20 protein-coding genes are annotated in these 18,726 nt (G+C 64.2%); 6 read left to right on the forward strand and 14 right to left on the reverse strand.

What is annotated here, in order from left to right; translation table 11 throughout:
- Window positions 1-53 precede the first annotated feature (53 nt).
- The 12 genes from FNJ84_RS10930 to FNJ84_RS10985 form a co-directional block, all read right to left on the reverse strand.
- Window positions 54-1,112, reverse strand: coding sequence for a S9 family peptidase (locus FNJ84_RS10930; protein WP_143793166.1), 1,059 nt, complete (start codon window positions 1,110-1,112; stop codon window positions 54-56).
- Window positions 1,113-1,147: 35 nt separating this feature from the next.
- A complete protein-coding gene (locus FNJ84_RS10935) occupies window positions 1,148-1,480 on the reverse strand; it encodes a cupin domain-containing protein (protein ID WP_143793167.1) in 333 nt (110 codons plus the stop codon).
- A gap of 13 nt (window positions 1,481-1,493) precedes the next feature.
- Window positions 1,494-2,498 carry a zinc-binding alcohol dehydrogenase family protein gene (locus FNJ84_RS10940; protein ID WP_143793168.1) on the reverse strand — a complete coding sequence of 335 codons (1,005 nt, stop codon included), beginning with the start codon at window positions 2,496-2,498 and terminating at the stop codon, window positions 1,494-1,496.
- Between the two features lie 29 nt (window positions 2,499-2,527).
- Window positions 2,528-3,406, reverse strand: coding sequence for a 3-keto-5-aminohexanoate cleavage protein (locus FNJ84_RS10945; RefSeq protein ID WP_143793169.1), 879 nt, complete (start codon window positions 3,404-3,406; stop codon window positions 2,528-2,530).
- Window positions 3,406-4,158: an SDR family NAD(P)-dependent oxidoreductase gene (locus FNJ84_RS10950; protein ID WP_143793170.1), complete on the reverse strand. Its 753-nt coding sequence runs from the start codon at window positions 4,156-4,158 to the stop codon at window positions 3,406-3,408. Before FNJ84_RS10950 ends, FNJ84_RS10945 begins: the two co-directional genes overlap by 1 nt.
- Before the next feature lie 9 nt (window positions 4,159-4,167).
- Window positions 4,168-5,094, reverse strand: coding sequence for a dioxygenase (locus tag FNJ84_RS10955; RefSeq protein WP_143793171.1), 927 nt, complete (start codon window positions 5,092-5,094; stop codon window positions 4,168-4,170).
- Between the two features lie 26 nt (window positions 5,095-5,120).
- Window positions 5,121-5,978: a glutathione S-transferase family protein gene (locus FNJ84_RS10960; RefSeq protein WP_255471170.1), complete on the reverse strand. Its 858-nt coding sequence runs from the start codon at window positions 5,976-5,978 to the stop codon at window positions 5,121-5,123.
- 5 nt (window positions 5,979-5,983) lie between these two features.
- Window positions 5,984-7,015: a branched-chain amino acid ABC transporter permease gene (locus tag FNJ84_RS10965; protein ID WP_143793172.1), complete on the reverse strand. Its 1,032-nt coding sequence runs from the start codon at window positions 7,013-7,015 to the stop codon at window positions 5,984-5,986.
- A gap of 11 nt (window positions 7,016-7,026) precedes the next feature.
- The gene (locus tag FNJ84_RS10970) at window positions 7,027-7,905 is read right to left on the reverse strand and encodes a branched-chain amino acid ABC transporter permease (protein ID WP_143793173.1); all 879 of its coding nucleotides are present in this window, start codon (window positions 7,903-7,905) and stop codon (window positions 7,027-7,029) included.
- Between the two features lie 11 nt (window positions 7,906-7,916).
- Window positions 7,917-8,645, reverse strand: a complete 729-nt coding sequence (locus FNJ84_RS10975) for an ABC transporter ATP-binding protein (protein ID WP_143793174.1) — start codon at window positions 8,643-8,645, stop codon at window positions 7,917-7,919.
- Between the two features lies 1 nt (window position 8,646).
- Complete coding sequence (locus FNJ84_RS10980) at window positions 8,647-9,393, reverse strand: ABC transporter ATP-binding protein (protein WP_143793175.1); 747 nt, start codon at window positions 9,391-9,393, stop codon at window positions 8,647-8,649.
- Between the two features lie 88 nt (window positions 9,394-9,481).
- Window positions 9,482-10,768, reverse strand: coding sequence for an amino acid ABC transporter substrate-binding protein (locus tag FNJ84_RS10985; RefSeq protein ID WP_143793176.1), 1,287 nt, complete (start codon window positions 10,766-10,768; stop codon window positions 9,482-9,484).
- Window positions 10,769-11,098: 330 nt separating this feature from the next.
- Between FNJ84_RS10985 and FNJ84_RS10990 the strand changes: the two genes are divergently transcribed.
- From FNJ84_RS10990 to FNJ84_RS11010, 5 genes are all read left to right on the forward strand, one after another.
- The gene (locus tag FNJ84_RS10990) at window positions 11,099-12,163 is read left to right on the forward strand and encodes a LacI family DNA-binding transcriptional regulator (RefSeq protein WP_143793177.1); all 1,065 of its coding nucleotides are present in this window, start codon (window positions 11,099-11,101) and stop codon (window positions 12,161-12,163) included.
- Window positions 12,164-12,305: 142 nt separating this feature from the next.
- Window positions 12,306-12,950 carry a DUF1956 domain-containing protein gene (locus FNJ84_RS10995; protein WP_143793178.1) on the forward strand — a complete coding sequence of 215 codons (645 nt, stop codon included), beginning with the start codon at window positions 12,306-12,308 and terminating at the stop codon, window positions 12,948-12,950.
- Window positions 12,947-13,891, forward strand: a complete 945-nt coding sequence (locus FNJ84_RS11000; protein ID WP_143793179.1) for an HlyD family secretion protein — start codon at window positions 12,947-12,949, stop codon at window positions 13,889-13,891. The genes FNJ84_RS10995 and FNJ84_RS11000 overlap by 4 nt, the downstream gene beginning before the upstream one ends.
- Complete coding sequence (locus tag FNJ84_RS11005) at window positions 13,888-14,796, forward strand: ABC transporter ATP-binding protein (protein ID WP_143793180.1); 909 nt, start codon at window positions 13,888-13,890, stop codon at window positions 14,794-14,796. Before FNJ84_RS11000 ends, FNJ84_RS11005 begins: the two co-directional genes overlap by 4 nt.
- Complete coding sequence (locus FNJ84_RS11010; RefSeq protein WP_143793181.1) at window positions 14,793-15,911, forward strand: ABC transporter permease; 1,119 nt, start codon at window positions 14,793-14,795, stop codon at window positions 15,909-15,911. Before FNJ84_RS11005 ends, FNJ84_RS11010 begins: the two co-directional genes overlap by 4 nt.
- 4 nt (window positions 15,912-15,915) lie before the next feature.
- Here the strand turns inward: FNJ84_RS11010 and chrA are convergent, their stop codons facing one another.
- The gene (chrA, locus tag FNJ84_RS11015; protein ID WP_143793182.1) at window positions 15,916-17,307 is read right to left on the reverse strand and encodes a chromate efflux transporter; all 1,392 of its coding nucleotides are present in this window, start codon (window positions 17,305-17,307) and stop codon (window positions 15,916-15,918) included.
- 168 nt (window positions 17,308-17,475) lie between these two features.
- On the opposite strand from chrA, the gene FNJ84_RS11020 reads away from it, so the two are divergent.
- Window positions 17,476-17,910: an RbsD/FucU family protein gene (locus FNJ84_RS11020; protein ID WP_143793183.1), complete on the forward strand. Its 435-nt coding sequence runs from the start codon at window positions 17,476-17,478 to the stop codon at window positions 17,908-17,910.
- Here FNJ84_RS11020 and FNJ84_RS11025 read toward each other — a convergent pair.
- Window positions 17,897-18,688: an IclR family transcriptional regulator gene (locus tag FNJ84_RS11025; RefSeq protein WP_143793184.1), complete on the reverse strand. Its 792-nt coding sequence runs from the start codon at window positions 18,686-18,688 to the stop codon at window positions 17,897-17,899. The genes FNJ84_RS11020 and FNJ84_RS11025 overlap by 14 nt on opposite strands.
- Between the last annotated feature and the right edge of the window lie 38 nt (window positions 18,689-18,726).

Consider the following 18,726-nt stretch of genomic DNA (forward strand, 5'->3'; position numbering starts at 1 on the left):
GATGCAGATGCCCCCAAACACCTTCGGCCGGTGGAGATTCGTTTCCGAAATTGTCAGACCTGCCCGGCGAAGCGATCCGCCAGCCAGTCGGCCAGCATCGGCCGATAAAGCCAGGGGATGTTGTTGCAGACATGGTTGCCATCGGGGAAGACATGCAGCTCGACAGGGCCCTGACAGTGATCGGCGCTTTTCTGCGCCTCGACTGGCGGAAAGATCTTGTCCTTGCCGCCATGCAGGATCAGCGCCGGCGCGGTGACGGGGGCCGATCCGGCCAGCGTGAACCCGCGTGCCCGGCCCGCCGTATCATCCGCCCCAAGCGAAAACCGCATATTGTCGCGATAGACCTGCGGCAGCGCGTCCCAGAAACTGCCCAGGTCATAAAACCCGTTGATCGAGATCACGCCCGCCAGCCCCTCGATTGCGGGGGCCACCCGCAGCGCCAGATTGCCGCCGAAGGCCATGCCCACCAGACCATGCTGGCCGTTCAGTTCGGGCCGGTTCGCGATGGCGGCGATGATCGCCTGACAGGCAGGGGTGAAATCGGGCCGCAGATCGCCATGTTCGCGGCCTTCGCCCTGGCCGGGGCCATCCATCGACAGGGTGGCGATGCCGCGGGCAAGGAAATGCCGCTCGAAGGCAGGAAACTCTTCCTTCGTGGAATCAGAGCCGGGGATGATGATGGCCAGCGGATGCGGGCCGGGGCCAAGGGGCAGCCGCAGAACCGCGTGCAGGACACCGGATTCGAACGGCGCCTGGATCAATTCGCCCGGCGGGTCCATCAGGGGCGCCGCCTGTCGGAACAGCGCCACCTTGCGCGCGGCGATTGCGGCCTTGGCGCCCAGATCGTCAAAGGCCATGAACTGACCGAAATGATGAAACAGTGCTGCGCGGGCGAAAGCCTCGCCCGCCGTGACGCGATGGCCGGCGGCCAGTGCCTGCTGTGCGATCCGGGCGTGGTGCTCACCCTCGGCCGCCCATGCCGACAGCCAGTTGTCCCAGGTTCCGGCGCGGTCGATCACCGCGCGGGCCGTGGCCGAGGGAATGCCCGCGACCTCGATCCGGGGCAGCCAATGTTCCACCACGCTGAGCAGCCGGTTTTCCTGTTCACTCATCTTCGTCACTTTCTGTTGTTTGTCCCGGCCGGCGATCAGGTCGGCATGGCCAGCAGGATCGAGGCCGGCGCATTGGTGCGATTGGACAGCGCGCGCGCCTCGCCGGGCGCAAGGCGGCAGCTGTCCAGCACGCCAAGCGTCACGGTTCCGGTCGGGGTTTCAACGGTCACCTCGCCGGCCACGACGATATAGATCTTTTCCACCGCCGCATCCTTCAGCGAGGTGCGCCCCCCCGGCAAAAGGTGAGAGAGGCCGATCCAGATGCTGTCCGTCTGGCTTGCCTCTTTTCCCTGAAGCCGCAGGCAATGCATGTCGTAATGCTCGGGCGCAGCATAGGGCTGCGCCTCGGCATATCGGGTCACTTGCATGTCGTTCCCCGCATCACGGCTGCAACAGCACCCGGTCGGGCGTGCCGCGCAGGACCGACGCATAGGCCTGCGCCGCATCCTGAAACCCGTAGCAGGTGTCGGGATTGATCGGGAAGGGCTTCAACAGGCCGGATTCGAATTTCGGCTTCAGCTTGTCAAAGATCTTTGCCCCCTCGACCGAGGACAATGCCAGCGTGTCCACGCCGATATAACGATGCCGGCCGCGGAAGAAGGTGAAGATGTCAAAGGGCACCGCGCGGTCGAAGGTCGAGATGAAAATCTGCCGGGCCTGCTTTGCCATCGCCTTGTTCGCCATCTCGAAATAGGGGCTGCCGACGGTGTTGAAGACGATATCGGCGCCATGCCCGCCGGTCCGCTCGCGCACCAGCGCGGCGACATCCTGGCTGCTGCTGTCGAACATCTCGACCGGGCCGTTGGTATGGCACATCAGCGGCTGTGGCTGGTATTCGACGGCAAAGACCGTGGCCCCGGCCATGGTTGCCAGCTGGATCACCGCCTGACCGACCTTGCCATTGCCGCCACAGACCAGAACCACATCGGTGGGCTGGACGCCGCCGGCCTCTTTCAGGCCCTCGAAAGCGGTGATGAACGGCACACCGATCGAGCCGGCCTCTTCCATCGTCAGATTGACGGGCTTGGGGCGCACGGCCTTCTGATCCAGCACCATCCAGCGCGCATGGCTGCCGTTCTGGGTGATGCCCAGCTCGCCGCCACCGCCCCAGATTTCCATGCCGATCATGCTGTCGGGGCCTTCGCGGACGATCCCGGCGAAATCGCGGCCCGGAATGCGCGGCCAGACCGCATGCGGCATATGACCAAGCGAGGCCTTGACGTCACTGGGGTTCACGCCGGCGGCCTTTATCTCGACGAGCACCTGACCGGGGCCTGGACGAGGGCGGTCGACCTCGACGATGTCGATCAGGACATTGTCGAGATCGGGCGATTTCTCGGACACCCGCAGCGCCGGGGCCGTCTTAGCTTCGAAACTGATATTCATGGGTTTCCCTCCCTTCAGCTGCCGCCCCGTCAGGCGGCAAGCCCCAACATGGTTCTTGCCTCTTCCGGCCCGGCGATCTGGCCGCCAAGCTTTTCGATCAAATCCCGCCCGCGTTCGACCAGTTCGGCATTGCCCTTGGTCAGGACGCCTTTGGAGATGTAGGAGTTGTCCTCCATGCCGACGCGGACATGCCCGCCCAGCAGGAAGGATTGCACCGCCATCGGAAAGGACATGCGGCCCACGCCAAAGCCGGTCCAGGCGGCATCGCGCGGCAACAGGCGCGCCGCCGTGGCCATCACGTCGGGCGTGGCGGGAAAGCCGTATTTGATCCCGGTGACGATCGAGAACATCGGCGGCGATTTCAGCACGCCCTCGGCCAGCAGGTCATGGGCCAGGCTGATATCGCCGCTGTCGAACACCTCGATTTCCGGCTTTACGCCGGCGCCGTTGATGATCTCGGCCATGATACGGGCGTTGCGGGGGGTGTTGATCACCACCTCGCGGCCAAAGGTCATGGTGTTCAGGTCCAGCGTCGCGATGTCGGGACGCAGCGCCACGATATGTTCCGCCCGCTTTTCCGGCAGCAGCAGATTGGTGCGCGGGCCGGGCACGGCAGGGTCGTGGTCACTTGGGTGATAGCGCCCGCCGGGGCCGGTGGTAATGTTCAGGATCAGCGCGGTATTACGCGCGCGGATCCGGTCGACCACCTGGCGATACAGGTCCAGTTCCATCGACGGCTCGCCCGTTTCGGGGTCGCGCACATGGATATGGGCAATGGCGGCGCCGGCATCGGCGGCCTCAAGGCAGGCGGTGGCGATTTCCTCGGGCGTGACCGGCAGGGCAGGGTGGTTCTGGCGCGAGGCCTGGTTGCCGGTCACGGCGCAGGTGATGATGATTTTGGGCTGCATCACAGGTGCCTTCCGCCATCGACGACGATCCGGGTGCCGGTCGAGAATTGCAGCGCCGTCGCGCAGGACAGGATCGCGCGAGCCACGTCCAGCGGCGAGGTTACCCGACGCAGCGGGGTGGATTTGGCGACCTTGTCCTTGAACTCCTGCCCGCGGCCGGGGACAAATTCGGTATCCACCACACCGGGCGAGACGTTCATCACCCGAATTTCCGGTGCCAGCGCCCGGCCAAGCGAATTGGCCATGATGTCCAGTCCCGCCTTGGCCCCGCAATAGGCCACGTTCGAGCCGACGCCCGTAAAGCCCGCTATGGACGAGACATTGACGATCAGCCCGTCGCCGCTGGCCTTCAGCGAAGGCGCGAAGGCGCGGATCGTGGCAAAGACGCCGCGCCAGTTGTTGATAAAGACGCGGTCGATCAGGTCGTCGGTCAGTGCCTCAAGATCGTCATGGGGCACGGGCTGGGTGGTTCCGGCGGTGTTGACCAGAATATCCACCCGCCCAAGCGCAGCCAGTGCCGCATCACGAAAGGCCGCGATGCTTGCGCTATCCTCGATCGAGACCGGCAGCGCCAGATGGCCCTGGCCTGGCAATGTGGCGACCAACTGCTCGGCCCGGTCCTTGCCCGAGCGATAGCCGACCACCACGGTTGCCCCGTTTTCGGCAAGCAGCTGGCAGGTTGCCCGGCCGATCCCGCCCGAGCCGCCCGCGACCACCGCGACCTTGTTCTTCAGAATGTCGGAATTGCTCATGTTGTGTTCTCAGCTGGTCTTGCCGGTGATCGGCGGGATCGGATAGGTCGACACGCCCGGCACCAGCTTGAAATCGTATTCGCAGGTGAAGAAGGGCAGGGTCGCGTCGGGATAGGCGGCGTCGGGCTGGTCGTGCTGGACGAAATCGCCGACGATCTGGCGCTTGGCACCAAAGACGACATCGCCCAGCAAGGCCTCTTGGCTGTCGGAAAAGATCTGCGTGATCAGCGTCTTGTGACCCGGTGCCGAGACGATGAAATGGATATGGGCCGGGCGCATCGGGTTGCGCAGCTGCGCGCGCAGCAGATCACCCACCGGGCCGTCGGTCGGCACCGGATAGCCGGCCGGCTTGACCGAGGTGAAGTTGAACCTGCCATCCGCATCGGTGTGCAGGACGCCGCGCAGGTTGAAATCTTCCTGCCCGGTATCCTGGTTCTCATACAGCCCGACGGGCGAGGCCTGCCATACATCCAGCTTGGCGCCGGCGATGGGCGTGCCATCGGTTTCGGTGACCTTGCCGCGGAAATACAGGGTCGAGCCGGGCGTGTCCGAGCGGGCGATGCAATCGCCATTGGCGCAGGCCGGCGCCTGGCCGCGATAGAAGGGGCCAAGCAGGGCCGACAGGGTTTCGCCCTGCATCCCGTTATTGTTGATCAGGTCGATCAGGGTCGAGGCACCCAGCACATCGGCGGCCAGAACCACCTCGTTATTGGAGGTGTCGGTGTGGTGGCCAAGGGCTGCAATCCAGCGCATCGCGGCCTCGAATTCCTCTTCGGTCGGGCGGGTCTCGCGGATAAAGCCGTGCAGGTGGCGCACGGCGGATGCCATCAGCACCTTGAGACGCGGATCGGTGGTCCGTTCCATCGCGGCCAGCACGACGGGGGTGACCTCTTCCTCGGTCGAGATCAGCGATTGGGTCAGGGCTTGGTGTTTCATGTTCATTGCCTCCGGTGTTCCGGGTTTCAGGCCGCAGTCCCGGCCCGCAGGCGGGCTTGAAGATGCGGGTATTTCTCGGTCAGCAGCGAGCCGTGGTAATAAGTCAGGGCATAGGCGGGGTTCGCCTGGATCGCGCTTAGCCAGTCGGCGATCTGCGGGGCGTCGCGCCACATATGCGACAGGCCGATATCCTGCATCCGCACGATCACCGGCATTATGGCGATGTCGGCCAGGCCAAGTTGGTCACCCATCAGCCATGGGCCGCCGCTTTCGGCCAGCCAACCCGCCATGCGGTCGACGCCGCGTTGCAGGCGCGACAGGGCCTCGTCCATTTCCTCCTTGGGAAAGCCGGTGCGGCCCATTTTCATCAGGAACTCGCGCCGCAGGGGCTTGCTGTCGCACAGCGCCTGAAATTCTTCGTCGCTCATTGACTGGAAATGCGGCAGGAAGGCCAGATTATAGGATGGCACGCGGATTGCCGGGGTGGGCACCTCGTCGATAAAGCGTATCATGGCGCGCATCCGGGCGATCTGGCGCGGATCGGTCGGCCGCAGGGGCGAGGGCGAGGGCAGAATGTCCTCGACATATTCCATGATCACGGCGGAATCGATCACCGGGGCACCGTCATGGACAAGGCTTGGCACCACGCCATTGGGGTTGATCGCCAGGTATTCGGGCCGCAGCTGGTCGCCCTTGAACAGGTCCAGCCGGTGTTCCTGAAAGCCAAGCCCCTTGGCATGCAGCACAAAGCGGACGCGCTGGCTGCATGTGGATTGCGGCGCGTTATACAGCGCCAGATCCATCGCGGGCGGCGGGGTCTGGGTGCCGGACTGGCCGGCACCCAGATTTGCAGTCTCGCCTTGCGTTTTGCTGAAAGCGGACATGGCGTTCAGTCCCAGTTCAGCAGGCGGGGCAGCTTGCCCTTGCGGGCCAGCGTGCCGATGATCCCAAGCGGGAAGAACATCAGCGCCAGCACCATCACCACGCCGGTGCCCAGGATATTGACCTCGGAGGCACCCAACAGCGCCACGAAGATCTCGTTCAGGGCGACGATCAGGATGGCGCCGATGATCGGCCCGGCGATCGTGCCCTTGCCGCCCAGGATGCACATCAGCACCAGGTTGGCCGAAACCCCGATCAGCAGGAAGATATTGGGCCGCAGATAGGTCAGGTATTCGCCCCAGATCGCGCCCGCCATGCCGACGAAAAAGGCCGACAGCGCGAAAGCCAGCACCTTGTAGAAGCGGGTGTTGATCCCGGCGCTTTCGGCCTTGATCTCGTCCTTGGCGATGGCGCGCAGGCCCAGCCCGAATTTCGAGTGCTTGATCTTGTAGCTGGACCAGACGGTGATGGCGGCAATGGCCAGCATCGCATAGTAATAGGGCAGCTTGCTCCATTGCACGGACAGGTCGTTCGAGGGCAGGGTCAGGCCATTGGCGCCGCCGATGAACTGCCAGTTGTCGAACAGGATCCGCGCGATCATCAACAGCGCGATGGACGAGATGATGAAGCTGGGGCCGCGCACCTTCAGTGTGATCATGCCCACGCCATAGCCGATGATGGCCGCGATCAGACCGGCAAGCGGCGCGGTGATCAGCGTGCTGATGCCATAGCGGGTCAGGATCATCCCGGCGACATAGCCGCCGATGCCAAAGAACACGCTGTGGCCAAGCGAGACATAGCCGGTAAAGCCACCCAGGATGTTCCAGCTGGACGCCATCGCCACATAAGAGGCGGTGAACAGCACCAGATGCAGCAGATAGTTGTAATTGCCCGCATATTGCAGCAGCGGCAGGGCCAGCAGCACGGCCATGATCGCCACGGGGAACCACAACACGCGGGTCTGGTCGGCCTTGCGGGCCAGTTTCAGGTTATGGGCGCGGCGCGCCTCGACGACAGCGCTGACGCTGGCTTGGTTCATGTTGGTGGCCATCAGGACATCTCCGGTTTATCGCCGAACAGGCCCTGAGGCCGGACCAGCAGGATGACGAACAGGGCGAGGAAGAAGGTCATGGTGGACCAGGTCGCGCCGATCCAGGTGCCGACAAAGGCGGCGATCACCGACAACGCCAGTGCGCCGATCACGGTGCCCAGAATGCTGCCCATGCCGCCCAGGACGACGACCGACATCAGCATCGGGATCCATTCCCAGTGCTTCGCGGGGAAGAAGGAAAAGACGAAACTGACCAGCGCACCCGCCGCACCCGCAAGGCCAAGGCCAAGCGCGAAGGAAATGATGCTGATGCGGTTGACGTTGACGCCCAGCAACTCGGCGGCTTCGCGGTTCTGGGTCGTGGCGCGGATGGCATAGCCAAGGCGCGAGTATTTCAGGAACAGCGCCACGCCCGCGATCAGCGTCAGCGACAGAACACCTGCGTAAAGCTGGCCCTTGGGGATGAAGACATTGCCGATGAAGAAGGCCTCGGTCGCATAATCGGGCGAGGTGACGCGGTGGGTGTTGGTGAACAGGCTGCCCAGCAGGCCCTCGACGATCATCGCCAGGGCAAAGGTCAGCAGCACCGTCATTTCCGAGTATTTGGCGCTGCGCGCCTCTTTCTCGAACATCAGCTTGTAGATCACGACCCCAACCAGCGCCATGATCATGGCCGAGGGGATCATCATCAGGATCGGGTCGATCCCCAGCAGGCGAAAGCCCCAGAAGGCGATATAGGCGCCGCCGATGATCAGCGCGGGATGGGCGAGGTTGACGATGTGCATCACACCGAAGACCAGCGACAGGCCCGAGCCCATCAGGGCGATGACGCCGCCAAGCGCCAGCCCGAGGATCAGAATTTGGATAATCTCAGCCATTGGTTTTCCCTTCAGGCGGCCTTTTTGCCGCCGAGATAGAGTTCCTGGATACGGGGATCGGCCAGCACTTCCGGGGCCGGGCCCTCGAACAGGGTGCGGCCAAGATCAAGCACCACACCGAAATCGGAATTTCGCAGTCCCATCAGGGCGTTCTGTTCGACCAAAAGCACGGTCACGCCCTCGTCCGAGATCATCTTCATGATGTCGAACATCTCTTGCACAATCTTCGGTGCGAGACCCAGTGAGGGCTCGTCCAGCATGATGATGTCGGGCTTGATGATCAGCGTGCGGGCCATGGCCAGGGTCTGTTGCTGACCGCCCGACATGGTGCCGGCGAACTGGTCGGCGCGTTCCTTCAGGATCGGGAACCGTTCCATGATCTCGCCGACGCGGCGATCCAGCTCGTGTGAATCGTCCAGGGTAAAGCCGCCCATGCGCAGATTTTCGCGGACGGTCATCTTGGGAAATAGCGCGCGTTCCTGCGGAACAAAGCAGATGCCCTTGCGCAGGATCTGATCAGGGCGCAGCCCGTTCAGCCGCTCGCCCTTGAAGATGACATCGCCCTGACGGATCGTCAGCATGCCGCAGATCGCCTTGAGCAGGGTGGACTTGCCGGCGCCGTTCGGGCCGATGATGCAATGGACCTTGCCCGGCTCGACCGTCAGATGGGCGCCATCCAGAATGGCCGGGCCGTCGCCATAGCCGGCGGTGATGTTGGTGACTTGCAGAAGGTCGGTCATGTTACGCGGCCTCCTGATCCAGAACGCCGCCCAGATAGGCATCCAGCACCTGCGGATCCTCGCGCACCACTTCGGGGGTGCCGCTGCAAATGACCTTGCCCTGGGCCATGACCACGACCTTGTGGGACAGGCGCATGATCAGGTCCATGTTGTGTTCCACGATCAGGACCGTCAGGCCCTTTTCGTTCAGCGCCCGGATATGGTCGATGATCTCTTCCAGAAGCGAGGGGTTCACGCCGCCGGCCGGTTCGTCCAGCAGGATGATCTTGGGATCCGACATCAGCAGCGCGGCCAGATCCATCAGCTTTTTCTGGCCATAGGACAGGTTGTGGCCATCTTCATGCGCGATCCGGGTGATGCCCAGGAAATCCAGGATCCCCATGGCCTTGTCCTTTTCCTCGCTGGTGAAGGCGGGGCGGAACAGGCCGCGCAGGCCCTCGACGCGGGACTGGACGATGACGTTTTCCAGCACCGTCATGTCGCCCAGATTGCGCGAGATCTGGAAGGTGCGGCTGAGGCCGCGGCAGGTGATCTTGTGCGGGCGCAGCTGGTCGATGCGCTGCCCGTCCAGCCAGACCTCGCCCGAGGTCGGCACGGCGGTGCGGCTGATGCAGTTGAAAGCGGTGGTTTTTCCGGCGCCGTTCGGACCGATCAAGGCCGTGATCGACCCCTTCTCGACCGTGAACGTCGCCCCGTCGACGGCCTTGATACCGCCAAAGTGTTTGGACAGATTCCTGACGTCAAGCATATGCCTGATCTCCATTCATGAATACGGGTCGGTAGCGTTCCCCTTGGGATGAAGGCCCGCGTTGCACGGGCCTTCATGGCGAGGGCGGTCAGAAGCCGTTCTTGGGATACTGGAACGGAACGACGCCCTCGAACTGGTCGGTCGGGTAGACGAATTTCAGCTCGCCGCCCTGCCATTGGGTCATCACGTGTTTCTTTTCCTGGGGCAGGCCGACTTCGTCCCAGGAAAAATCGCCCAGCACGGTGCGGACCGGGTCATCGGTGGTGCGGGCCTTCAGCCATTCGCCCATCGCGGCATTGTCGGTGCTGCCGGCGCCGGTGATGGCCTGTTCGATCCCTTGGCAGACGGCAAAGGGAATGGCGCTGTCCTCATCGGGTTCGACGCCATATTCGGCGGTAAAGGCCTCGATGAAATCGGCGTTGCTATAGGGCTTGCCCGACAGCATGCCCTGGAAGTTCACGCCGGCATCCCAGGTGGTGTGGATCAGCACGCCTTCGGCCGCATCATTGCCGACGCCGTCGATATATTCGTTCTGCGCCCCCTGGCTGAGATAGACCATCTTGGGCGTCGCGCCGACGGTCTTGAAGGCGCGGGTCAGCTGCACCGCCTCTTCGGCCGAGGCGGTCAGGCCGATGATCATTTCGGCACCCGAGCGCTTGACCGAATTGGCCAGGTTCAGCCAGTCGTTGAAGCCTTCCTCGGGCCAGATTTCGGTCATCACCACCTCGATGCCGGCCTCGTTGAGATAGCCGGGCGCCAGATCGGCGATTTCCTTGTTGCTGGCCGGGTCGATTACCTTGGCGCCGGTCAGGCCGGCGGCGATGGCATTGGCAAAGAAATCTTCGGCATGGACGATCGCGGCGGTCTTGGGCAGCTGATCGGCAGGCACCGATTCCTTCATCACCCCGATCACGTCCTTGCCGACATATTCGGCAGCGTTGACCTGGAAGTAGAAGATGTTCTTGTAGCCCTGTTCATAGATGCGCAGCGCACCGCCCGATGGGATCGGATGGACCATGTTGTATTTCGACAGGATGCTGGCGACCGGAAAGGTCAGCCGGCTGGAAAAGGTGCCATAGACCGCATCGACCTTGTCCACGTTGATGAAGCGTTCGTATTGGTTGATCGCGGTGGCCGGATCCGAGCGGTTGTCGGAAATCAGCAGTTCGACCTGACGGCCCATGATGCCGCCGGCCTCGTTGATCAGCTTGGTGCACAGGTCATATCCGCGGCGGTGCTTTTCGCCGCTGACCGACAGGCCCCCTGTAATCGGCAGCGATGCCCCGATCTTGATGGTCTGGGCCGAGGCCGCGCCTGTTCCGACCATCACCGATGCCGTCACCGCGGTCGTCGCAAGCAAATTCGCAAGTCTCATTGTAGTCTCCCCGTTACAATAAGCACGCAGCTCCAGGTCAGGCTGCCGCAGCGGCAGCCTGTTCCGGGCAGGGTTCCTGCCCTTAGGCTTCGGTTTTTTCAGCACTATTCAGTGGACGAAACCGTTCAGCCTAGAATGTCCTCCCCAGGCATTGTGCGCCTTTCTCGTCGCTTCATGCATTGCGCCCTCTTACCTTCACACTGCATTCCGCAAACGATTGCGTAAATCGGTAACATGGGGTTTGATCTGGGTCAATGACTTTTCGCAAACGATTGCGTATGGGGCCGTCCGGGCTATAGTAAAGACATTGTTTCGGATTCGGGTGCTGGTATGAAAAGACGTGTGACTCTGAAGGACATAGCGGCCGAAGTCGGTGTTCATGTATCGACGGTTTCGCGCGCGCTGGATCCGGTGCTCAGCAGCACGATCACGCCGGAAGTGGTAAGCAGGATCCGCGCCACGGCCGAACAGTTGGGCTATCGGCCGAATCGCATTGCGGCGGGGTTGCGGACGAACCGCACGATGACCGTGGGCGTGATGATCCCCGACATCACCAACGTGATCTTCCCTCCGATCCTGCGCGGCATCGAAGGCGTGCTGGAGCCGCTGGGCTATGCCACGATCATCGTCAATACCGACAGCGAGGCAGAGCGCGAAAACCGGCTGCTGAACGTGTTGCGCGACAGGGGGGTCGACGGGATCGTGCATGCCGCCGTGCTGCTCAGCGATCCCTGCATCGCGCATGTGGCCGAGGATGGTCTGCCGGTCATCACCCTGAACCGGCGGATCGAGAATTCGCGTATTCCCTATATCATCAACGACGAAGAGGCCGGTATTCGGGGCATGCTGCAACATCTGATGGACCTGGGGCATCGCCAGATCGCGCATCTGGCTGGCCCGCAGGAATTGTCGACCGGCCAGTTGCGTCTGGCGGCGTTTCACAAGGTCGCGGCGGAACTGGGTCTGGACCGGGACGAGTTGCAGATCGCCGAGGCGCGCCGTTTCGACGAGGCCGAGGGCAGCCATTGCGCCCAGCAGCTGCTGCGCGGCGGCCGGCCGTTCACCGCGATCCTGGGGGCGAATGACCGTCTGGCGCTTGGCGCGATCGAGGGGCTGCGGGCGCATGGTATTTCCTGCCCCGAGGACGTGTCGGTCACCGGGTTCAATGACATGTGCTTTCTTGACCTGATCCGGCCCAGGCTGACGACCGTTCGAATCCAGAAATATGATGCCGGCCGCACCGCAGCCCAGCTTTTGTTGAAGCTGATGGCATCCGGCGGTGGTGATGTGCCCTTGGAAACGGTCCTGCCGGTCGAGATCGTCATCCGCGAAAGCACCGCCCGATGCCCCGAGCTTGATCACCGCCGCCGGCGCGGCGGGCTGGCCCGCATCTAGGGCAGGGCGATCGGCAGGCGCAGCCTTTCCATTCCGTTTTCGCGGTCGATCCGGCCGTCATCCGCAGGGCGCACTCGCCTGTGCGCGCTTATGGTTGCAGTTTTGGCTTGAATTTTAATCAATCGTTTGATTAAATTCTGACATGAGTGATGATTCTGCACCAACCGGCACCAAGGCCGATCTGATCGCAGCGGGGCTGCACCTGTTTGGTCGCGACGGCTTCGCCGCCACCTCGACACGCGCGCTTGCGGGGCGTGCGGGGACGAATGTGGCCTCGATCGCCTATCATTTCGGCGGCAAGGATGGGCTGCGGCTGGCTTGCGGCGCCGAGGTGCAGCGCCGCGTCGGCAAGGTCGCGGGCCTGCCCGGCCCGGACGCGGTCGATCCCGGCATGCCGCCGGAACAGGCGCGGCAGCGGCTGGAAGCCATGCTGCGCGCGATGGTCCAGTTTCTGACACAGGTGCCCGAGGCGGCCGATATCGTCGGCTTCATCATGCGTGAATTCGCCGAGGACGGGCCGGTTCTCGACCAGATCTATGGCCATTTCTTTCTGCCCAAGCACCGAGAGCTGTGCCAGTTGGTTGCGATTGCCACGGGTCGCGATGCGGACAGCCAGGATACCCGCCTGCTGGTGTTCTCGATGTTGGGGCAGGCGGTCTATTTCCGCATCGGCCAGTCGCTGATCTGCCGCCGCATGGGCTGGCAAAGCTATGGCCCGGACGAGGCGCGCGCCATAGCGGACCGGCTGGTCGCCAATCTTCACGCCGTGCTGGAGGCTGCCCCATGACAGGCTTTCTTTGCGTTGTTCCCTTGCTGGCATCGCTGATCGCGGGCTGCGATGCGCCGCCACCTTTGGCCACCGGCTATGTCGAGGGCGAATATCTGCGGATCGCGCCGCTGGTCTCGGCCCGGATCGAGGCTCTGCCGGTGGCGCGCGGCGATCGCGTGGCAGCGGGCGCGACACTGGCCGTCATGGAAACCAGCGATGCCCGAATCGCGCTGGCCCGTGCCGAGGCCGCGCTGGCGCAGGCCCGCAATCAGCTGGCCAACCTGCAAGAGGGCCGTCGCCCCGAAGAGATCAACGTGCTGGAAGCCGCGCTGGATTCTGCCCGCGCCCAATCGGACGAGGCCGAAAAAGAGGTCGCCCGCCAGCAAAGCCTGCGCAGCCGCAACGTGACCGCGCAGGCGCAACTGGATCAGGTCCAGACCAGCGCCCAGATCGCCCAGGCCCGCGTCGCCGAGGCCGAGGCCCAGCTTGCCGTCGCCCGCCTTCCCGCCCGCCCGGCCGAGATCGAGGCCGCCAGCGCCGCCGTTTCCCAGGCCGTCGCCGTGCGCGATGATGCTGCCTGGCAGCTGGAACAGCGCCGGCTGAGCGCGCCGGCCCCGGGCGTGATCTATGACCTGATCCGCCATCCCGGCGAGTTGGCCGGTCCCACGTCACCGATCCTGTCCTACCTGCCCGATGGCGCCGTCAAGCTGCGGCTTTACGTGCCCGAGGCCGATATTGCAGGCATCGCGCCGGGAACCGAACTGCGGGTCAATTGCGATGGCTGCGCCGATGCAACTGCGCGGGTTACCTATGTCTCGGACGCGCCGGAATTTACGCCTCCGGTGATCTATTCGCTGCAAAACCGGCAAAAGCTGGTCTATCTGATCGAGGCCGTGCCTGCGCCGGGCGGCACCGCGCTGAAGCCGGGCCAGATCGTTGATGTGGCGCTGGCGCCATGAACACAGAAACCGCGATCCAGGTCCATGGCCTGACCAAATCCTTTGGTGATCGCAAGGTCGTCGATGATGTCTCGCTGTCGGTCGAGGCGGGCGAGATCGCCGGTTTTCTGGGGCCGAACGGATCGGGCAAGACCACCTGCATCCGCATGATGTGCGGGCTGCTGACGCCTGATGCCGGCACGGGCCGGGTGCTGGGGCAGGACATTCTGACCCAGCAGGGCGCAATCAAGTTGCAGGTCGGCTATATGACACAGCGGTTTTCCTTCTACGAGGATCTGTCGATCGAGGAAAATCTGAACTTTGTCGCCGGGCTTTACGGTTTGCCACGCGGGGCCGTGCGCGACACGCTGGAGGATCTGGGCCTGACCTCGCGCCGGTCGCAACTGGCGGGCGGGTTGTCGGGCGGCTGGAAACAGCGGCTGGCGCTGGCGGCCTGCATCATGCACAAGCCGCGCCTTCTGATGCTGGATGAACCGACGGCGGGTGTGGACCCCAAGGCGCGGCGCGATTTCTGGGACGAGATCCACGAATTGTCGGCCAGCGGCCTGACCGTGCTGGTCAGCACGCATTACATGGACGAGGCCGAGCGCTGCCATCGCATCAACTATATCGCCTATGGCCGTCTGGTGGCGCGTGGAACGGTGGAACAGGTGATCGCCGATGCCGGGCTGGTCACCTATGTCGTGACCACCGACCGCCCCGGTGCGGTGGCGCGCCGGCTGGCCGGGGCACCCGGTGTCGAACAGGTCGCCCCCTTTGGGACCACGCTGCATGTCACCGGCACCGATGCCGATGCGCTGCAAGCGACGCTGCGGGCCAATGGCGTGACCTATGATCCCACCGAAACCAGCCTGGAGGATGTGTTCATCCGCCTGATGGACCAAAGCCAGGACAACATGGGATGACGTGGTTTTCGTCCATCCGTCTGCGCGCGCTGTTGATCAAGGAACTGATCCAGATGCGCCGCGACCGCGTCACCTTTGCCATGATGCTGGGGGTGCCGCTGATGCAGCTTCTGCTGTTCGGCTTTGCCATCAACAACGACCCCAAGCATCTGCCCGCCGCGCTTGTCGCGCCGACGCAGGACCGGTTCACCCGCGCCATGGTCTCGGCGCTGGAACTGACGGGCTATTACGAATTTGTCGAACCTGCCGCCTCGGCCGGGCAGGCGGAACGGATGATGGCGCGGGGCGATGTGTCTTTCGTCGTCACGGTGCCCTCGGATTTCGGGCGCCGGGTCGAACGCGGCGACAATGCCCAGATCCTGATCGAGGCCGACGGAACCGATCCCGCCGTCGCCTCGGGCGCGATTTCGACGCTTGGGACGGTGGCCGCCGATGCGCTGGCGCGCGAAACCGGGCAGGATGCCGCGACGCCGCCGGCGCAGATCATCGTCCATCGCCGCTATAACCCGGAAGGCATCACCCAGTTCAACATCGTCCCCGGCCTGATGGGGGTGATCCTTCAGATGATCCTGGTGATGATGACCTCGATGGCGCTGACACGGGAAATCGAGCGCGGCACCATGGAAAACCTGCTGGCCATGCCCGCCACGCCCATCGAGATCATGCTGGGCAAGACCATCCCCTATATGTGCGTGGGTGCGGTGCAGGTTGTCGTCGTGCTGGCGGCGGCCAAACTGCTGTTCGGGGTGCCCTTCATCGGCAGTTTCGGGCTGCTGGGCCTGGGGGTTTTCGTCTTTGTGCTGTCGATGGTGATCCTTGGCTATCTGATCTCGACCCTGGCGCGGACGCAGATGCAGGCGATGCAGCTGACGTTCTTTTTCTTCCTGCCCTCGCTTTTGCTGTCGGGCTTCATGTTCCCGTTTCGCGGCATGCCCGGTTGGGCGCAGACCCTGGGCGAGGTCTTTCCGCTGACGCATTTCCTGCGGCTGATCCGGGGGGTGATGCTGAAGGGCGCGACACTGGCCGATGTCGCGGGGCCGCTGATGGCGCTGTGTCTGTTCACGCTGGTCCTTGGCGGGCTGGCGCTGATGCGGTTCCGCCGGACGCTGGACTGAACCGTCAGCCGGTCAGGCCCAGCAGATACAGCGCGATCCCGGCCGCGCCTGCGCCCGCCAGGACCGGGATCATGCCCAGTTTCAGCCGGAACACCGCGAAAATCGCCAGTGCCGACAGCGCCGCCGCCGCCCAGTTGACCGATCCGGGAACGGGCAGCTCCAACGACAGCGGCCCGGCCTGCCAGCGGATGACCTCGCGCCAGATGACGTGGATGGCAAACCACATCGCCAGGTTCAGGATCACGCCAACAACCGCCGCCGTCACCGCCGTCAGCGCCGATGACAGCGCCTTGTTGGCGCGCAGCCGCTCCATCCAGGGCGCGCCGAGGAAGATCCAGGCAAAGCAGGGCGCAAAGGTCACCCAGGTGGCCAGCAGCCCGCCGGCGGTGCCGGCCCAAAGGCTGCCGGTTTCGCGCCACGCGCCCATGAAACCCACGAATTGCAGGACCATGATCAGCGGGCCGGGTGTCGTCTCGGCCATGCCCAGCCCGTCCAGCATCTCGCCCGGTTCCAGCCAGCCATAAGTGCCGACGGCTTCCTGCGCGACATAGGCCAGCACCGCATAGGCGCCGCCAAAGGTGACCACCGCCATCTTGGAAAAGAAGGCGGCAATATCGGCAAAGACATTGCCCGGCCCAAGCGACAGCACCAGAACCGCGACCGGCACCAGCCATAGCGCCAATGCCGCGATCCCGGCCCAAAGCGCCCCGCGTCGCGCCGTGGCGGGCATGTCCCGCATCTCTTCGCCCAGCAGGGTATCGCGGTCGTCGACCTGCGCGTCGCCCATCGCGCCATGTCCGCCACCCGGAGCAAAGGCGGTAAACCCGGCTTTTGCGCCCAGAAAGCCGATCAGCGCCGCCATCGCCACGATCAACGGAAAGGGCGCGGCAAAGGCAAAGATGGCCAGGAAAGACAGCGCCGCAATGGCCTGCATCGCCCGGTTCCGCAAGGCCCGCTTGCCGATGCGCACCAGCGCCTGCAAGACGATGGCCAGCACCGCCGCCTTCAGCCCGAAGAACAGCCCCTCGACGATGCCCACATCGCCCCAGATCACATAGATCCAGCTGAGCGCCATGATCGAGACCACGCCTGGCAGGATGAACAACCCGCCCGCGATGACCGCGCCCCGAACGCCATGCATCAGCCAGCCGATATAGGTGGCCAGCTGCTGCGCCTCGGGTCCGGGCAGCAGCATGCAGAAATTCAGCGCATGCAGAAAGCGGCCGTCGCCCAGCCAGCGTTTTTCCTCGACCAGGATGCGATGCATCACCGCGATCTGACCCGCCGGCCCGCCAAAGGACAGCGCAGCGACCCGCGCCCAGACCCGCGCCGACTCGGCCAGGGTGGGATAGGGCAAGCTTGCCTTGTCTGGCTGTGGCTCATCAGGTGCCGGCATCCGCGGTTGCCCTTTTCGGCCGCTGTTTCACCGGCATGGATGAGGCAGAGCGGCCGGGCTGTCAACGATCTGCTGGGCGGGGCTGTCGGCCGCTGGCACGGGCCGAATTTTCGCCTATTCTTGGGGTATGCGGGGCTGGCCCGCGTGAACCCGCGTGAAGGAGAATTCATGCTGCACGGTATTGACCCGCTCATCAGCCCGGACCTGCTGATGGTTCTCGCTTCGATGGGCCATGGCGACGAGATCGCGCTGGTTGATGCGAATTTCCCGGCGGTCTCGGTGGCGCGGGACACCGTGCATGGCCGGGCGCTGCGGATGGATTGCGACGCCTTGCAGGCGATCCGGGCGGTGCTGTCGTTGCTGCCCGTCGATACCTTTGGGGATCAGCCGGTGCTGACCATGCAGGTGGTGGGCGACGCGCAGGCGGTGCCGCCCGTCGTGGCCGAGGCGGCACCGCTGTTCGCGGCCCAGGGGGCAGCCATGGGCTCGCTTGAGCGTTTCGCCTTTTACGAACAGGCCCGCCGGGCCTTTGCCGTGGTGCTGACGGCCGAGCCACGGTCCTACGGCAATTTCATCATCCGCAAGGGGATCATCCTGCAATAGGCGCAAAGGAAAGCCGCGCCCCAAGCGTCAGCAATTTCGCCAGCGCCTCGGCCCGCTGGCCCGGCCCGTCCTCGTCAAGATGGCGGATATAGGCGCAGGTCAGCACGGCGAACGCGTCGCCATCCGGGCCCAGAACAGGCACGCTGAGGTCGACCACGCCGACAAGCTGGCCTGACGGCGCTTCGCGATAGCCGGCATCGCGGACGGCTTGCAAATGCCCGGAAATTTCGGCCAGCCGCTTGTCGGCACCAGAGATCCCCCATTGCGCCAAGGTGTCATCGCGGCGGTCGGGATGCTGAAAGGCCAGCAGCGTCTGGCCCGATCCGGTGGTGAACAGGTCAAGCTGGGCCCCGATCCGAACGCGAAATTCCCAATGCGCCTGCGGCCCGGCCTGTGCGATCACGATGCCGGTCCCGGTCTCGGGCATGACAAGGTGGCAGGATTGCCGCGTTTCCAGCGCAAAGGCGTGCATCAGCGGCTGCGCCTCGGCCGCCATCCGGCGCAGGGGCGGATAGTGATGGGCCAGCAGGAACAGCTTCATCGTCAGCGCATAGCGGTCGCCGCCATCCAGCCGGGTGACATAGCCCCGTGCCACCAGCCGTTCCAGCATGCGATAGATCTCGGACGGGCTGCGCCCCATTTCGCGCACGATCTCGCTGCGGGTCAGGCCATGGGCCTGCCGGGCCAGGATCTCAAGAATATCAAGCCCCTTGTCCAGCGCCGGCGCGCGATAGCGGTCCGCCTGAACCTCGTCATCCACCGGGTTTTCCGTGGCCATCCTCGTGGTCCTCCCTGTCTTTGCGCAATGCAGCCGAA

Source organism: Paracoccus sp. M683 (assembly GCF_007096355.1).
Taxonomy (GTDB): domain Bacteria; phylum Pseudomonadota; class Alphaproteobacteria; order Rhodobacterales; family Rhodobacteraceae; genus Paracoccus.